The organism is Pseudarthrobacter sp. NPDC080039, assembly GCF_040702335.1.
Classification (GTDB): Bacteria; Actinomycetota; Actinomycetes; order Actinomycetales; family Micrococcaceae; genus Arthrobacter; species Arthrobacter enclensis_A.
Window position 1 is genome coordinate 185,741 of the sequence record NZ_JBFBKY010000004.1, and the last position, 14,470, is coordinate 200,210.

17 protein-coding genes and 1 riboswitch are annotated in these 14,470 nt (G+C 66.8%); of the genes, 13 read left to right on the forward strand and 4 right to left on the reverse strand.

All coding sequences use genetic code 11. The features are described 5' to 3' along the window. Nucleotides 1-199: 199 nt before the first annotated feature. Both rsrA and AB0313_RS06715 read right to left on the reverse strand, forming a co-directional pair. Nucleotides 200-460 carry a mycothiol system anti-sigma-R factor gene (gene rsrA / locus AB0313_RS06710; protein ID WP_141942165.1) on the reverse strand — a complete coding sequence of 87 codons (261 nt, stop codon included), beginning with the start codon at nucleotides 458-460 and terminating at the stop codon, nucleotides 200-202. Next, nucleotides 457-1,311 (reverse strand): sigma-70 family RNA polymerase sigma factor, encoded by an 855-nt coding sequence (locus AB0313_RS06715; protein WP_366304444.1) that lies wholly within the window; start codon nucleotides 1,309-1,311, stop codon nucleotides 457-459. Before AB0313_RS06715 ends, rsrA begins: the two co-directional genes overlap by 4 nt. A gap of 195 nt (nucleotides 1,312-1,506) precedes the next feature. On the opposite strand from AB0313_RS06715, the gene AB0313_RS06720 reads away from it, so the two are divergent. The 10 genes from AB0313_RS06720 to AB0313_RS06765 all read left to right on the forward strand — a co-directional run bounded on the left by AB0313_RS06720 (nucleotide 1,507) and on the right by AB0313_RS06765 (nucleotide 9,982). Continuing rightward, entirely contained in the window at nucleotides 1,507-2,055 is a 549-nt protein-coding gene (locus tag AB0313_RS06720; protein ID WP_141942169.1) for a DoxX family protein, read from the forward strand. Nucleotides 2,056-2,061: 6 nt separating this feature from the next. Beyond that, a complete protein-coding gene (gene aroA, locus AB0313_RS06725; RefSeq protein WP_141942171.1) occupies nucleotides 2,062-3,450 on the forward strand; it encodes a 3-phosphoshikimate 1-carboxyvinyltransferase in 1,389 nt (462 codons plus the stop codon). Then, nucleotides 3,434-4,549: a ribosome small subunit-dependent GTPase A gene (locus AB0313_RS06730; protein ID WP_141942173.1), complete on the forward strand. Its 1,116-nt coding sequence runs from the start codon at nucleotides 3,434-3,436 to the stop codon at nucleotides 4,547-4,549. Before aroA ends, AB0313_RS06730 begins: the two co-directional genes overlap by 17 nt. A gap of 44 nt (nucleotides 4,550-4,593) precedes the next feature. Continuing rightward, nucleotides 4,594-5,406, forward strand: coding sequence for a histidinol-phosphatase (hisN, locus tag AB0313_RS06735; RefSeq protein WP_141942175.1), 813 nt, complete (start codon nucleotides 4,594-4,596; stop codon nucleotides 5,404-5,406). 152 nt (nucleotides 5,407-5,558) lie between these two features. Further along, nucleotides 5,559-5,672, forward strand: a riboswitch (SAM riboswitch). A 37-nt stretch (nucleotides 5,673-5,709) separates the two neighbouring features. Continuing rightward, nucleotides 5,710-7,128, forward strand: coding sequence for an aminotransferase class V-fold PLP-dependent enzyme (locus AB0313_RS06740; protein WP_366304447.1), 1,419 nt, complete (start codon nucleotides 5,710-5,712; stop codon nucleotides 7,126-7,128). A gap of 93 nt (nucleotides 7,129-7,221) precedes the next feature. Further along, nucleotides 7,222-7,980, forward strand: coding sequence for a class I SAM-dependent methyltransferase (locus AB0313_RS06745; protein ID WP_366304449.1), 759 nt, complete (start codon nucleotides 7,222-7,224; stop codon nucleotides 7,978-7,980). Nucleotides 7,981-8,029: 49 nt separating this feature from the next. Beyond that, on the forward strand, nucleotides 8,030-8,743 hold the full coding sequence (locus AB0313_RS06750) for a metal-dependent transcriptional regulator (RefSeq protein ID WP_366304451.1): 714 nt from the start codon (nucleotides 8,030-8,032) through the stop codon (nucleotides 8,741-8,743). Between the two features lie 7 nt (nucleotides 8,744-8,750). Beyond that, complete coding sequence (locus AB0313_RS06755) at nucleotides 8,751-9,155, forward strand: CrcB family protein (RefSeq protein ID WP_141946412.1); 405 nt, start codon at nucleotides 8,751-8,753, stop codon at nucleotides 9,153-9,155. After that, the gene (locus AB0313_RS06760) at nucleotides 9,152-9,550 is read left to right on the forward strand and encodes a CrcB family protein (RefSeq protein ID WP_307308553.1); all 399 of its coding nucleotides are present in this window, start codon (nucleotides 9,152-9,154) and stop codon (nucleotides 9,548-9,550) included. Before AB0313_RS06755 ends, AB0313_RS06760 begins: the two co-directional genes overlap by 4 nt. Nucleotides 9,551-9,604: 54 nt before the next feature. Continuing rightward, complete coding sequence (locus AB0313_RS06765) at nucleotides 9,605-9,982, forward strand: hypothetical protein (protein WP_307308550.1); 378 nt, start codon at nucleotides 9,605-9,607, stop codon at nucleotides 9,980-9,982. A 43-nt stretch (nucleotides 9,983-10,025) separates the two neighbouring features. Here the strand turns inward: AB0313_RS06765 and AB0313_RS06770 are convergent, their stop codons facing one another. Next, nucleotides 10,026-11,009: a trypsin-like peptidase domain-containing protein gene (locus AB0313_RS06770; RefSeq protein ID WP_307308547.1), complete on the reverse strand. Its 984-nt coding sequence runs from the start codon at nucleotides 11,007-11,009 to the stop codon at nucleotides 10,026-10,028. A 216-nt stretch (nucleotides 11,010-11,225) separates the two neighbouring features. Here AB0313_RS06770 and AB0313_RS06775 point away from each other — a divergent pair, with 216 nt between their 5' ends. Then, entirely contained in the window at nucleotides 11,226-11,693 is a 468-nt protein-coding gene (locus AB0313_RS06775; protein WP_141942188.1) for a pyridoxamine 5'-phosphate oxidase family protein, read from the forward strand. A gap of 19 nt (nucleotides 11,694-11,712) precedes the next feature. Here the strand turns inward: AB0313_RS06775 and AB0313_RS06780 are convergent, their stop codons facing one another. Beyond that, nucleotides 11,713-12,768 (reverse strand): zinc-dependent alcohol dehydrogenase family protein, encoded by a 1,056-nt coding sequence (locus AB0313_RS06780; protein WP_141942190.1) that lies wholly within the window; start codon nucleotides 12,766-12,768, stop codon nucleotides 11,713-11,715. A gap of 184 nt (nucleotides 12,769-12,952) precedes the next feature. Between AB0313_RS06780 and AB0313_RS06785 the strand changes: the two genes are divergently transcribed. Further along, on the forward strand, nucleotides 12,953-13,423 hold the full coding sequence (locus AB0313_RS06785) for a pyridoxamine 5'-phosphate oxidase family protein (RefSeq protein WP_141942192.1): 471 nt from the start codon (nucleotides 12,953-12,955) through the stop codon (nucleotides 13,421-13,423). A 35-nt stretch (nucleotides 13,424-13,458) separates the two neighbouring features. After that, a complete protein-coding gene (locus AB0313_RS06790) occupies nucleotides 13,459-14,463 on the forward strand; it encodes a zinc-dependent alcohol dehydrogenase family protein (protein ID WP_366304605.1) in 1,005 nt (334 codons plus the stop codon). Nucleotides 14,464-14,470: the final 7 nt, after the last annotated feature.

Here is a 14,470-nt window from a genome sequence, read left to right on the forward strand (position 1 = left end):
CCAACAGTAAGGAGGCCAGCTATGAGCAAGCGTGCACGCAAGCGTCGTGACCGTAAGCGTGGCGGCGCGAACCACGGGAAGCGCCCCAACACCTAGGCAAATGCCAGGAACTACGGTTCAAGCAAGGGACCCCGCAAGCCACTCGGCTTGCGGGGTCCTTTGGTGTCTGTGGCCGTTACCCGGCGGGAAAGTCCTGAACCTATGCTTCGACGCTGCGGATGGAGTGGATCCGGTCCAGGATCGCGTTCTTCAGGTTGTCCGGAGCGGATTCCTTGCAGGAACGCTTGACCATGTTCCGGATGACGCACTCAAGGTCATATTGCTCCGTGCACTCAGGGCACTCGTCAAGGTGGTTCTTGATCTCGGTCAGGTCCTCGCGGGTCAGTGCCCCGTCAAGGTATTCGTAGATGCGTTGCATCCGGGTGTCGTCGCAATCGCCCAATCCCTGGCAGTCGCTCATTTCCTGTTCTCCTGTGCTTTGCTTCCTGCCGCATCCGACGTATCCGCGGCCGTTTTGAATCCGCGCTCAGCGGCATATTCCGCGAGCATGTCCCGCAGCATTCGCCGGCCGCGGTGGAGCCGGGACATCACGGTGCCGATCGGCGTGTTCATGATGTCCGATATTTCCTTGTACGCGAAGCCCTCCACGTCCGCGAAGTAGACGGCCAGGCGGAACTCCTCCGGAATGTCCTGCAGGGCCCGCTTGACGTCCGAGTCCGGAAGGTGGTCCAGAGCCTCAGCTTCGGCCGATCGCAGGCCACTCGAGGTGTGCGATTCGGCCCGGGCAAGCTGCCAGTCCTCGATGCTGTCCGAGTTGGACTGCAGGGGCTCGCGCTGCCTCTTGCGGTAGAGGTTGATGTACGTGTTCGTCAGGATCCGGTACAGCCATGCCTTGAGGTTCGTCCCCGGCTTGTACTGGTGGAAGGCCGAGAACGCCTTGGTGTAGGCCTCCTGGACCAGGTCCTCCGCGTCCGACGGGTTCCGCGCCATGCGCATGGCCGCTGAATACAGCTGGTCCACGTACTGCATGGCATCACGCTCAAAACGCAGGCGGCGCTGCTCCACGGACTCCGCGGAGACGTCCAAGGTGCCGTCATCGCCTGACGCTTCAGCGTCCAATGGCTCGGGACCTGCCTGGCCGGAGGCCAGGGGTTCGCTTCCTGCCCTGCCGTTCACTTCGCCGGGGGAAGCCTCATACATGGCCGCGACGGCCGGATCCAGGGTGTTCATTGCCTTCAAGTCTACTGTCAGCCTCCCGGACCGGGGCATGCCGTACTCCGGAGCCCCGGCTGCCAGCTTGTCCACTGCCACCGGGCCCGCCTGTCTGGTTCCGTCCAACACCTTCCCCAAGGGCCAACTCCGCTCTGTTTCGGGTGAATGATCTCCAGGTCCCCTGTCTCGGACCCGACATGGACAACCGCCTCACACGGGCAAATATTCCCCAAAAGTGCAAGACTAGGACCGACTCCGCCGCTTGCCGCGGTTCGTCCATCCAGGAGGAAATCCATGTCCTTTGTCCGCACGCTCGCACGGCCCATGCTTGCCTCCAGTTTCGTTCTCGCCGGACTGGATAAGCTCAAGAACTCCGACGACACCGCACAGCAGCTTTCGCCGTTGCTGCGCAAGGCTGCAGCTTCGCTCCCTTTCCAGGCGAATGAGAAAACCCTTGCCCGGGTCATCGGTGGAACGCAGGTCGGGGCCGGCGTCCTGTTCGGACTCGGCAAGTTCTCCAGGCTTTCGGCTGCCCTGCTCACGGTCATTTCCCTCCTGAACACCTTCGTCGAATGGCGCAGCGCGGACATCAGCAGCAAGGAAGGCCGTGAGAACCGGCGGAACCAGCTGCTCAAGAACCTCTCCTTGGGCGGCGGCGCCCTGCTCGCTTCAGTGGATACGGCCGGCAAGCCGGGCCTTGCGTGGCGCGCCGAACACCTCGCCGCGGATGCCCGCCGGAACGCATCGCACCTGGCCGCCGACGCCCGCAAGACCACCACCAAAAAGCTGAACAAGGCGGACAAGGCTGTACGCCGCGCCGTCGACCAAGCAACGAAAGCCTAAGCACGAATGACCGCACCAGCTGCCGCCCGGGACGAATCCGGAACCCCTGCCCAGCATTGGCACGCGCCTTTCGCGGCCGGGCCCGTCGACGCCACAGTGACGGTGCCGGGATCAAAGTCCCTGACCAACAGGTACCTGGTCCTGGCAGCCCTTGCAGACGGACCGTCCCGGCTGCGCGCGCCCCTGCACTCCAGGGATTCCGCCCTGATGATCGACGCGCTCCGGCAGCTGGGCGCCACCATCACCGAAGTGCCCGGCGACGGCGCTTTCGGGCCTGACCTGGAGGTGCTTCCCTTCCACGCGGCAGCGGAAGCATCCCGGACCAGGATCGACTGCGGGCTTGCCGGCACCGTCATGCGGTTTGTCCCGCCGCTGGCGGCGCTGCGCAACGGAGCCAGCCTGTTCGACGGCGACCCGCACGCACGCAAGCGTCCCATGGGGACCATCATCGAGGCCCTCAAGGCCTTGGGCGTGGCCGTGGCGGCGGAAGACGGCAGCGCGCCGTCGTCGCTCCCCTTTGCGGTGGAAGGGACCGGCACAGTCCGCGGCGGCCACCTGGTGATCGACGCCAGCGCCTCCTCCCAGTTCGTCTCGGCCCTTCTCCTGGTGGGGGCAAGGTTTGACGAGGGCCTGCACCTTGAACACGTGGGAAAGCCGGTGCCGAGCCTTGACCACATCAACATGACAGTCGACGTCCTCCGGGGCGTGGGGGTGTCAGTGGACGACTCCGTCCCCAACCACTGGGTGGTGGCGCCGGGACCCATTCGCGCCTTCGATCAGCGGATCGAACAGGACCTTTCCAACGCGGGCCCTTTCCTCGCCGCAGCCCTGGCCTCGAAAGGTACGGTGCGGATCCCCAACTGGCCCGCGGAAACGCAGCAGGTGGGAGATTTGTGGCGCGGCATCCTCGCCAGGATGGGCGCCAAGGTCTGCCTGGCCGACGGCGTCCTGACCGTCACCGGCGGCCCGGAGATCAGGGGCGGCGTTTTTGCCGACACCAGTGAACTCGCTCCCACGGTGGCAGCGCTGTGCGCCCTGGCCAGCGGCCCCTCCCGGCTCACCGGCATCGCACACCTGAGGGGACACGAGACGGACCGGCTCGCGGCCCTGGTGACGGAAATCAACCGGCTCGGCGGCGACGCCGAAGAAACAAATGACGGACTGGTAATCCGGCCCGCGGCGCTGCACGCGGGCGTCGTCCACAGCTACGCAGACCATCGCATGGCCACTGCCGGTGCCATCCTGGGCCTGGCTGTGCCAGGCGTGCAGGTAGAGGACATCGCCACCACCGCCAAGACCATGCCCGACTTCCCGGAGCTGTGGGCAGCCATGCTGTCCCAAGGGTCTTCGGCACAGCCGGGACCGGAAGGGCGTGGCAGTGGCGCGGAGCACTGATTCCTGGGACGAATCAGACGTTCGCATCCGCCCAAACAAGAAAGGCTCACGTCCACGTACCAAGGACCGGCCCAGCCATGACGATGCCGTCACCGGCCGGATCATCACCGTGGACCGGGGCCGGTACACGGCTGTGGTGGATGAGGACTCGAAGGAAGAGCGTGTAGTCATCGCCGCCCGCGCGCGCGAGCTGCGCCGGTCGCCGGTGGTTGCCGGCGACTTCGTATCGCTCGTTGGAAACGTGTCCGGGGCGCCTGACACCCTGGCCCGGCTGGTGAAGATCCAGGACCGGAAGACGCTCCTGCGGCGCAGCGCAGATGACACCGACCCCGTGGAGCGGGCCGTGGTCGCCAACGCGGACCAGTTGGTGATCGTGGTGGCCGCAGCCAACCCCGAGCCCCGCACCGGGTTCATCGACCGCGCCCTGGTGGCGGCCTATGACGCCGGCATTGAGCCGATCCTGCTGGTCACCAAAGCCGACGTCAAGGATCCGGCGGACCTGCTGTCCAACTACACCCATCTGGACTTCCCCGTGATCATCAGCCGCACCGCCGATGCCCAGGCCTCGGGAATAGACGCGCGGTCCGACGACGGCCTCTCCGCCCGGCTGGACATAACTGCGGTGGCAGACCTCCGGGCGCACCTCGACGGCAAAGTCACCGTGATGCTGGGGCACTCCGGGGTGGGCAAGTCCACCATGGTGAACGCGCTCACCGGTGCCGAGCGTGCCACCGGCGGGGTGAATGCCGTGACCGGCCGCGGCAGGCACACGTCCTCCTCCGCCCTGGCTCTGCGCCTGTCCGACGCGCCTCCGGGCAGCTGGATCATCGACACCCCGGGCATCCGCTCCTTCGGCCTGGCGCACGTGGACCCTGACCGCATCCTGCGCTCCTTCCCGGACCTCTCCCCCGGGATCGAGAGCTGCGAGCGCGGCTGCAAACACACGGCAAGCGCCGTTGACTGCGGGCTCGATGGCTGGGTGGCGGATGGACACGCCGGGCCCACCGGTCCCGCCAGGCTGGCGTCCCTGCGGCGCCTTCTGGGGACGGACCCACGGATGGAAGCGCAGGACGCCAAGGAGCTCGGCAGCGTCAACTGACGCGTTCTCCCGGCAGAAGCGTCGGCAGACGGTAGTTTGGAACCATGATCCAACCCGCTTCGAGCTACAACGATGACCTGCGCCTGGCCCACGTCCTGGCCGACTCCGTGGATGACCAGACCATGAGCCGTTTCAAGGCCCTGGACCTCCGCGTTGAGACCAAGCCGGACCTGACGCCGGTCACCGATGCGGACAAGGCCGCCGAGGAAGCCATCCGCGGCCAGCTCTCGCGTTCCCGCCCCCGCGACGCCGTCCTGGGCGAGGAGTTCGGCAGCACCGGGCACGGTTCGCGGCGCTGGATCATCGATCCCATCGACGGAACCAAGAACTTCGTCCGCGGCGTGCCGGTCTGGGCCACCCTGATCGCACTCGTGGACGAAGGCGAGCCCGTTGTGGGCGTGGTCAGCGCCCCGGCCCTGGGCAAACGCTGGTGGGCGGCCAAAGGCATGGGTGCGTACATGGGCAGGTCCCTGGCTGCCGCCACCAGGCTCCGCGTTTCCAACGTGTCCAAGCTCTCCGACGCGTCCCTTTCCTACTCCAGCCTCAGCGGCTGGAAGGAACGCGGCAACCTGGACGAGTTCCTGGGCCTCACCGAGGACGTGTGGCGGACCCGTGCCTACGGCGACTTCTGGTCGTACTGCATGGTGGCAGAAGGCTCCGTGGACATCGCCTGTGAACCGGAACTGAACCTGTATGACATGGCGGCCCTGGTGCCCATTGTGGTGGAGGCCGGCGGCCGGTTCACGTCCCTCGAGGGCGAAGACGGCCCGTTCGGCGGTAACGCGTTGGCCACCAACTCGATCCTGCACTCGGAAGTGCTGCACCGCCTGAACCCATACCTGGACGACCTGCTCTAACAGCCGCGGTTTTACCGCTACAGCGAATATTGCGACGCCGGGTGCCCCTAAAAGGGGGCGCCCGGCGTCGTTTATTCGCCCACGCGTAACAAACGCCTTAACAATCGCCCTGGCTTCAATCCTGGGCGCCCCATGTCCTACGCTTTTATGCAGGTCACGAGTGCCAGCGCAAAACCCCGGTTTGCTGGCCGGCAACCCTCCATTCGCGGTGGGGTGCCCCGGGTGACGACCAGGCCGGTCCGGAGCGGATGCGGCAAGCGCGGATTCCTGTATGCCGGAGTCCTGTAGTCAAGTGAGGTCTCTGTGACAACTGCCACCGTCTCCCCCCAGCCCGCTATCGCCCAGGCTGCCGCTGCCGATCAACGCCGCGCCGCTGCCGGCCGGCCCCTCGCCGCCGTCACCGGAGCGGAAATCCAGGCACCACTGATTTCCGGCGGCCACGTACGCTACGCCAACCTCGATTACGGCGCGTCAGCCCCCGCGTTGTCTGTGGTCTCGGCTTACCTGAACGAGATCCTGCCTTACTACGCCAGCGTCCACCGCGGGGCCGGGTATGCGTCCCAGATCAGCACGTCAGTGTACGAGAACGCCCGCAGCATTGTCCGCGACTTCGTGGGCGGCCGCCCTGACGATTCCGTGATCTTCACCCGCAACACCACCGATTCGCTGAATCTGCTGGCTGGCTGCCTGCCCGCAACTGGAGGACGTCCGGACGGGGACGTCCTGTACCTGGACATCGAACACCACGCCAACCTCCTGCCGTGGCAGGCCGTCCCGCACCGCAGCATCGTCGCCGCGGACACCATCACCGGCACGCTGGAGTCTGTCCGTGCCGAACTGGCGCAGGGCGGGGTCAGCCTGCTGGCAGTGACCGGCGCATCCAACGTCACCGGCGAGATCCTTCCCATCCGCGCCCTGGCCGCGCTGGCCCACCAGCACGGCGCCCGGATCGTGGTGGACGCTGCCCAGCTGGCGCCGCACCGGCGGGTGGATATCAGCGCCGACGACGTGGACTACCTCGCGTTCTCCGGCCACAAGCTGTACGCGCCGTTCGGGGCCGGCGTCCTGGTGGGGCGGCCGGACTGGCTGGACTCGGGCGTCCCGCACCTCGCCGGCGGCGGCGCAGTCAAGGAAGCAAGGCTCGACGGCGTCAGCTGGGCCACCGGACCGGCCCGCCATGAGGGGGGCTCGCCGAACGTCCTCGGGGCCGCCACCCTGGCCCGCGCCACCCAGGTGATCGCCGGGCTGGACCAGGACCGCTGGCATGCCCACGAATCCGCCATCCGCTCGTTCCTGGTTGAGGGCCTGCAGCGCATTGACGGCGTAACGGTCCACCAGATCTTCAAGGACACCAACCCGGAAACGGACACCATCGGCGTGGTCAACTTCTCCGTCGAAGGCTACGACGCGGGCCTGGTGGCCGCCTATCTCTCGGCGGAGCACGGGGTGGGCCTGCGCGACGGGCGCTTCTGCGCCCACCCCCTCCTGAAGCGGCTGGGGCTGCCGTCCGGCTCCCTCCGGGCGAGCTTCGGCGTCGGCTCGCGGCTGGAAGACGCCGAACGCCTCCTCGCGGGAATCCAGGCGCTGCGCGCCGACGGCCTGGGCTGGGACTACGTGGTTGACGCGGGCCGCTGGGTGCCCGCAAACGACACCCGCACCTACCCGCACTGGGCCCCCAACACCCCCGGGACGGCCGGCGCCGCGCCCTGCATCGACGACTAGGGCGGGCTGCCTCCTTCCGCCACGCCGGCGATGCCTTCCGTGCGGTAGATTCGAAAGACATCCACAATCGGCAGCGTCAGAAGGAGGCCACGCGTGGTTCGGGGTGGCCCCAGGCTCGATCACGGGCGGCGCCGGGAGCTCGGGCAAAGCTTCCAGGACGGCGGCAGGCATTACCAGCGGGTGCGGCCCGGCTACCCGGAGGAATCAGCCCGCTGGCTGGTCCCCGCCGGAGCCCACGATGCCCTTGATGTCGGCGCTGGAACCGGAAAGTTCACCGCGTTGCTGCTGGAGATGGGACTGGACGTCACCGCCGTCGACCCGTCGGAAGACATGCTCGCCCAATTGAAGGCCCACTGCCGGGCCGCCACCGCCGTGACCGGCACTGCGGAGGCGACTGGCCTGCCGGACGCAAGCTTCGACGTCGTCACCGTTGCCCAGGCCTGGCACTGGTGTGATGCCCTGGCGGCAAGCACGGAGCTCGCCCGCGTCCTGCGCCCGCACGGAACCCTCGGCCTCGTGTGGAACCAGTTGGATACCTCCGTGCCGTGGGTGCACCGGCTCTCCAGGATCATGCACGCCGGCGACATCTACCGGCCGGGCCACAAACCCGTCGTCGGGCCCGAATTCCGGGGCATCGAAGGGCATGTAACACACTGGCAGGACACGGTAACCACGGCAGACCTGATGGAACTCACCAAATCGCGCAGCTACTACCTCCGCGCCGGCGAGGCCACGCGCGCCAAAGTTCTGTCCAACCTGGACTGGTACCTCCATGAACACCTCGCCTACGCCCCGGGCCAGGAGCTTGACCTTCCATACCTCACGCTGGCGTGGCGCGCCGTCAAGGCGTAACCGGCACACCACACAGTGCCGTCCCGGCCAAACCGGTAGGCTTGAGCCTGTGAAGACCAGCGCGCCCTCCTCCTCCATCGAGGACTACGTCAAGGTCATCTATTCATTCACGGAATGGCAGGACAAGCCCATCACGTCCTCCCAGCTGGCACAGCGGCTGGGTGTGGCGAATTCCTCCGTGTCGGAGATGGTCCGCAAGCTCAAGGACCAGGGCCTGGTTGACCACAAGCCCTACAGCGCCGTCACGCTGACCGAGCCCGGCCTCCGCCTGGCACTGTCCATGGTCCGGCGCCACCGGCTGATTGAGACCTACCTGGTCCAGCGGCTCGGTTACAGCTGGGACGAGGTCCATGATGAGGCTGAACAGCTGGAGCATGCTGTATCGGACACCTTTATCGAACGCGTCGCCGCCAAGCTCGGAAACCCCAAGCGGGACCCGCACGGTGACCCCATTCCCACTGCCGACGGCCAGGTGCTGATGCCGCGGGCCCACCTCCTCGCTGATCTGGACGAGGGCCACAGCGGGCGGATCACGCGGATCAGCGATGACAATCCCGAACTGCTCCGGTACCTCGCCGCCCAGGACATAGACCTCGACGCCGACGTCGAAGTGGTGGGACGGCGGCCCTTCGGGGGCGCCCTGGTGGTGCGGATCGGCGGCGCCGGCGCGTCCCGCGACTTCGACCTTGCCGATGAGATCGCCTCCGCGTTGTGGGTGTCGAGCGACACCCCGCATTCCGGCTGCGTCCTGGGCGGCCGCTGACGTGGCGATGCCAACGGGCAGTGCGTGGCTGGCCGTCGCGGCCGGAGGGCTGATCGGCAGCGAACTGCGGTACGGGCTGGGGCTGGCGTTCCCTGATACTCCGGGGTCGGTTCCCTGGGCCACGCTGGCCATCAACATCAGCGGCAGTTTCGTCCTGGCGGCACTCACTACGATATGGATCGCCCGCCCGCATACAGCTTTTTGGCTCCGCGCCGCGCTGGGGCCGGGCCTGCTGGGCTCCTTCACCACGTTTTCCGCGGTCATCTTTGCCTCCGGCCAGTTGGCCCGCGCTCAGGCACACCCGGTGTGGATCACCTACCTGGGGTTGTCTCTGGTCCTGGGCCTTGCGGCGGCCGGGGCCGGGTGGCGGACCGGCAGGTTCGTTTCACGCAACCAGGACGGGCGGCGATGACCGCGGCCGTCCTGGTGGGAATTTTCGGCGTCGGGGGCGCGCTGCTGCGGTTCGCCGTCGACAGCTGGTTTGCCCACCACAGCAGCATCCGCAGCGTCCGCACGGATGGAAGCGCCAGGCTGCACTGGCCGTGGGCCACGCTGCTGGTTAATGTGGCAGGGTGCTTCGTCATCGGCGTGGCGCATGGCCTGACCGCTGGGATGGGGCTTGGCAGCGAATGGCAGGTGGGCCTGGCGACCGGCCTCGCAGGAGGCCTCACGACGTTCAGCTCCTGGACCACCGCCACCATTCGCCTGGTCAGCGAGGCACGCTTCGGCTCCGCCCTGCTGAACGTGGTGGTCAACCTGGTCCTGGGCTTTGCCGCCGCGGCCGCAGGAATCGCGCTGGCTGGTTAGGCCCCCACCGGGCCGCAGTCGGCGATTTGGCCGCCTCCCGTATCGTGGAAGGTGATGATCAGCAGACGTGATGCAGCAATAACCCTCGATGTCCCCTTGGAAATGGCACAGCGCCACGGCCTGCCGAAGTGGATGTCGGAAGCAGAACTGCGAGCCATCCTGGACAATCCCCCACCCTGGCTGGTGCAATCGCGTGCCAACAGGACGGGCAAGCGGCCCGTATGGGTCCATCTGGAATGTGCGGTCTGCGGGTACGAGGAAGCGGCGCGCCCCAAGAAGTGGTGGCCGGACTTCACGTACGTAGTCTGTGTGCACCACTCCCCGACCGAGGTTCCGCCCGTACGCACGGGCTGCGTCCGCAGCGAGTACGACGGCGTCGGGACACGTTTCGTGGGCATCGCAGACGTGGAAGCGCCCCAGGCCAGCCGTTAGCTTTCCCAACGCTTCGCCCCCGGGCGCCGGCCCGGCGTCGTGCTTACGATGTCCCGTTCGCCGTCATTTCGTTGGGAACGGTGGTGAGGTGCAGTTCACTGCCCTCCCGGAGCACTGCGACGTCAAGGGGCTGGCCAATGGCGTCCGCGAACAGCAGCCGCTGCAGACTCTCAGCATTGCTGACCGGGCTGCCTCCGGCCGTGACGATGATGTCTCCGGCCAGCAGGCCGGCCTTGTCCGCCGGCGACCCCGGCAGAACCTCCACGATGCGAAGCCCCTGGCGCAGACCGGTGCGGATCACGGAGCTGGGGTTGAGCTGGATCGGCGTGCTGACGAGGCCCAGGTAGGCGCGGCGCACCCTGCCATCCTTGAGCAGGGCGGAGATGATCCGGCGGGTGGTGGCGTTGATCGGGATGGCCAGCCCCAAACCCGCCCCTGCCACAGCGGTGTTGATGCCGACGATCCTGGCGTGGCTGTCCGCGAGCGCTCCGCCGGAGTTGCCTGGGTTCAATGCCGCGTCTGTCTGGATGACGTCCTCGATGACGCGCCTGTTGCCGCCCGACCAGACCGGAATGGCCCTGCCCAGGCCGCTGACCACACCTGCGGTCACCGACCCCGCCAGTCCCAGCGGATTTCCCACCGCGACCACCAACTGTCCCACGCGGAGGGACTCGGCCGCGCCGAACTCCGCAGGCCGGAGCCTGGGCCGGGAGCCGTGAACCACCGCAAGGTCGGACAGCGGGTCGGCGCCCACCAGTTCCAGCTCCATCCTGGTGCCATCGCCGAAAACCGCAAAACCGTGCACGGTACCGGCAACCACGTGCGAATTGGTGAGCAGGTAGCCATCCTCCGTGAAAAGCACGGCAGAGCCTGCACCCACCCTGACGCGTCCGTTGCGGCGCGTTGCGGTCATCTCGATGGCTGCCACGTGGGGCGTGACGGCTGCGGCGACGTGCATGACTGTTTTCGAATAGGAGTCCAGGACCTCGTCGTCTTCCGCTGTCCCGGCGTTCCGCGCCTGTTCCATGACGCACCTCCGGCGTCCGTTCCATCCACCCCGCGGGGCCGGCCTCAGCGTGATTTTGTTCCGGCCCCGGCCATCGCGGGCCTTTAGTGGAACAACGCATGCGCGTGCTGTTTCAAGTCCCGGTTCTGCTACGCCGTGGGTGAACGGCAGCCTGGTCCACCGCTGGATCGTTCTTCACCCGTGCGCGGCGGCTCTCCAGGCTCTAGGATCGGTACCATGACTGATTCACCTGCAGGGTCTCATACGGAAATTCTGCGCGCTGATGAATGCTGGAAGTACCTCAAGTCCTCGTACATCGGACGGCTGGCGGTCATCAACGGTGATATTCCAGAGATCTTTCCAGTGAATTTCTCGGTGGCCGGAGGAACCCTGGTGTTCCGTACGGGACAGGGCACCAAGCTTCGTGCCCTGCTCAGCGGTGCGATGGCAGCCCTCGAAGTGGATGGGCTCAACCCCTACGCCACGGAGGTTTGGAGCGTGGTAGCCAAGGGCGTGCCGGAACCCTTTGATGAAGCCCGGATGGCCCTGCCTGAAGACGACGCCGACCGTGAACCGTGGGAGCCGGGCATCAAGGACCACTTGGTGGCCATCACCCCCACGGAGATCAGCGGGCGCAGATTCGCGGTCAGGTCGCGGGTGCGGTGGTGGCCGCCCGTGGATTTTTCCGCCGATTGGCTGGACTAGGCGGGGCCGCCCGGAGCCCTTACGCCGTGAGGATCACCTTGAGGGCTTTGGTTTCGGAAGCACGGGAAAACGTGTCATACGCGTCGAGGAACTGGTCGAAGCCAAACCGGTGCGTCGCGAATTTTTCTGCCCTGATCCGGCCCTGGGCCACCAGCTTGAGCAGCATGGGCGTGGTGTTGGTGTTCACCAGGCCCATGCTGATGGTGATGTTTTGGATCCACAGGTCTTCCAGGTGCAGTTCCACAGGCTTTCCGTGCACCCCGACGTTCGCCACGGATCCGCCGGGGCGGACGATGTCTGTGCACATGGCGAAGGTGGCCGGCACGCCCACAGCTTCGATGGCGACATCCACCCCGTGGCCGTCCGTCAGGGCCAGGACCTGTTCCTTCCAGTCGACGCTGCCGGACAGGACGGTGTCGGTAGCGCCGAACTCCTTTGCCTTCCCGAGGCGGTTGGCGTCCACGTCGATGGCCACCACGGTGGCCGCGCCGTACAGTCCCGCCGTGGCGATCGCAGCCAGTCCCACCGGCCCGGCGCCAACCACCGCCACGGCGTCGCCGGGCTTGACGCGGCCATACTGGACACCGATTTCGAACCCGGTGGGAAGGATGTCCGAGAGCATCACGCCCTGCTCATCCGTGACGCCGGAGGGCAGCAGGTGCAGCGAGTTCTCTGCGTAGGGCACACGGACATACTCCGCCTGGGTGCCGTCGATCAGGTGGCCGAATATCCATCCCGTACCTTCCTGGCCCTCGCCCCCGAGGCAGTGTGAGTAGAGGCCGGCCTTGCAGTTGGCACAGTGGCCGCAGGATTTGATGCAGGAAATGATCACGCGGTCATTGACCTTCAGCCCGGTCACGGAGGATCCGGTTTCAACGACAGTTCCCACTCCCTCGTGGCCAAGGATCCGTCCTTTTTCGACGGCGGGCACGTCGCCTTTCAGGATGTGCAGATCGGTGCCGCAGATGGTGGTCGTATCAACCCTGACGATCACGTCACCGGGCTGCTGGATCCGGGGGTCCGGGACTTCGGTCCACGACTTTTCGCCGGGCCCGCCATAGACGAGTGCTTTCATGCGGAACTTCCTTGCTGTGAGGGGCGGCCGTGCATGGCCTGCGGGCGGGCGCCGATCGATGATGCCCGGACATCTCCCCCAGCGTCCCATTGGCCCTGCCGGGCACCAAGGGCCATAGGTCCTCCCGCCACAGGCGGGCCTTAATGCCCTTACCGGCGGCAGAAGAGTTGCCTACGCTGTCGACATGACTGACAAGACGAACATACCGGTGCCGGAAATCCTCGACGAAGAAGAGTGTTGGACGCTTCTTTCCCAAACAGGGGTGGGCAGGCTGGCTGTCATTGCTGACGGCCATCCCGACGTCTTCCCCGTGAACTACAAGGTGGAGGGCCGTTCGCTGGTTTTCCGCACCGGCGGCGGCACCAAGCAACAGGCCATCCAGTCAGACGCCACGGTTGCCCTGGAAGCTGATGCCGTCAGTTCCCAGTTCGGCCTTGCCTGGAGCGTTGTGGTCAAGGGCAAGGCCGCTGAGACAACGCCCACCGGCGCTGACCTGGATGACATCCGCCGGGCGATGTTTCCCTGGCAGGGTGTGGGGCAGGAGCACTTTCTCCGCATCACGCCGGAATCCGTAACGGGGAGGCGCTTCACGATGAGCGCACCGCTTTTGTGGCAAACCCCGCTGGACGACGCAACCCGCGCCGGCTTCGAATAGGCCTGTGGACTGGAGGCGCTGTGCGCGCATGGTGGGTGGATGAGCCCGGCCCCATGTCCACCCATCCGTTGGTCCAGGGAAGCCGTGCCACTCCCCGCCCGGGCGCCCATGAGCTCTTGGTGGAAGTAAGCGTCTGCGGCGTGTGCCGCACGGACCTTCATCTGGCGGAGGGCGACCTGGCCCCGCACCATCGGCGCGTTGTACCCGGGCACGAGGCCGTCGGCGTCGTTATTGAAACCGGGACGGACTGTTCCCGCTTCAAGCCGGGTGACAGGGTGGGCGTGGCCTGGCTGGGCGCAGCCTGCGGCAGGTGCCGCTACTGCCGCCGCGGCGATGAGAACCTGTGCTCGTCACCCGTTTTCACCGGCTGGGACCGGGACGGCGGCTATGCCGAGCACATGACAGTTGCGGAGGATTTCGCCTACCCGGTGCCGGCCGTGTTCACCGACGAACAGGCGGCGCCGTTGCTGTGTTCGGGCATTATCGGCTACCGCGCCCTGAAGCGCGCTGCCCTGCCCGTGGGCGGACGCCTGGGAATCTACGGGTTTGGCAGCTCCGCGCACATCACTGCCCAACTGGCCATCAGGCAGGGTGCCTCGGTGTTCGTCATGACCCGCTCCGAAAGTGCGCGGAAGCTCGCGCTGGAGCTGGGAGCGGAGTACGCGGGGGGCGCCGGGGACAACCCGCCGGTACCGCTCGATTCCGCCATCCTGTTCGCCCCGGCGGGTGACCTTGTTCCCGTCGCACTGCGCGCCCTGGACCGGGGTGGAACGCTGGCCATCGCCGGGATCCACCTGACTGCGATTCCTGCCCTGGACTACGGCAGGGAGCTCTTTTTCGAACGCCAGGTAAGGAGCGTGACGGCCAATACCCGGGCTGATGGGGAAGAGTTCCTGGCGTTGGCCGCCAGGCTCTCCCTGGCCCTCACCACCACCACCTACCCGTTCGATGCCGCGGACAGGGCGCTGGAAGACCTGGCTGCGGACAGGGTGACGGGCTCGGCCGTACTACGGGTCCGGCCGGAGCAGGCGCCAAGCTGACGCGACC

Excerpts from the sequence above, each read along its gene's own strand:
- rsrA (WP_141942165.1), bottom strand. The coding sequence starts at position 460 with ATGAGCGACTGCCAGGGATTGGGCGATTGCGACGACACCCGGATGCAA.
- AB0313_RS06720 (WP_141942169.1), top strand. The coding sequence starts at position 1,507 with ATGTCCTTTGTCCGCACGCTCGCACGGCCCATGCTTGCCTCCAGTTTC.
- aroA (WP_141942171.1), top strand. The coding sequence starts at position 2,062 with ATGACCGCACCAGCTGCCGCCCGGGACGAATCCGGAACCCCTGCCCAG.
- hisN (WP_141942175.1), top strand. The coding sequence starts at position 4,594 with ATGATCCAACCCGCTTCGAGCTACAACGATGACCTGCGCCTGGCCCAC.
- AB0313_RS06755 (WP_141946412.1), top strand. The coding sequence starts at position 8,751 with ATGCCAACGGGCAGTGCGTGGCTGGCCGTCGCGGCCGGAGGGCTGATC.
- AB0313_RS06760 (WP_307308553.1), top strand. The coding sequence starts at position 9,152 with ATGACCGCGGCCGTCCTGGTGGGAATTTTCGGCGTCGGGGGCGCGCTG.
- AB0313_RS06765 (WP_307308550.1), top strand. The coding sequence starts at position 9,605 with ATGATCAGCAGACGTGATGCAGCAATAACCCTCGATGTCCCCTTGGAA.
- AB0313_RS06770 (WP_307308547.1), bottom strand. The coding sequence starts at position 11,009 with ATGGAACAGGCGCGGAACGCCGGGACAGCGGAAGACGACGAGGTCCTG.
- AB0313_RS06775 (WP_141942188.1), top strand. The coding sequence starts at position 11,226 with ATGACTGATTCACCTGCAGGGTCTCATACGGAAATTCTGCGCGCTGAT.
- AB0313_RS06780 (WP_141942190.1), bottom strand. The coding sequence starts at position 12,768 with ATGAAAGCACTCGTCTATGGCGGGCCCGGCGAAAAGTCGTGGACCGAA.
- AB0313_RS06785 (WP_141942192.1), top strand. The coding sequence starts at position 12,953 with ATGACTGACAAGACGAACATACCGGTGCCGGAAATCCTCGACGAAGAA.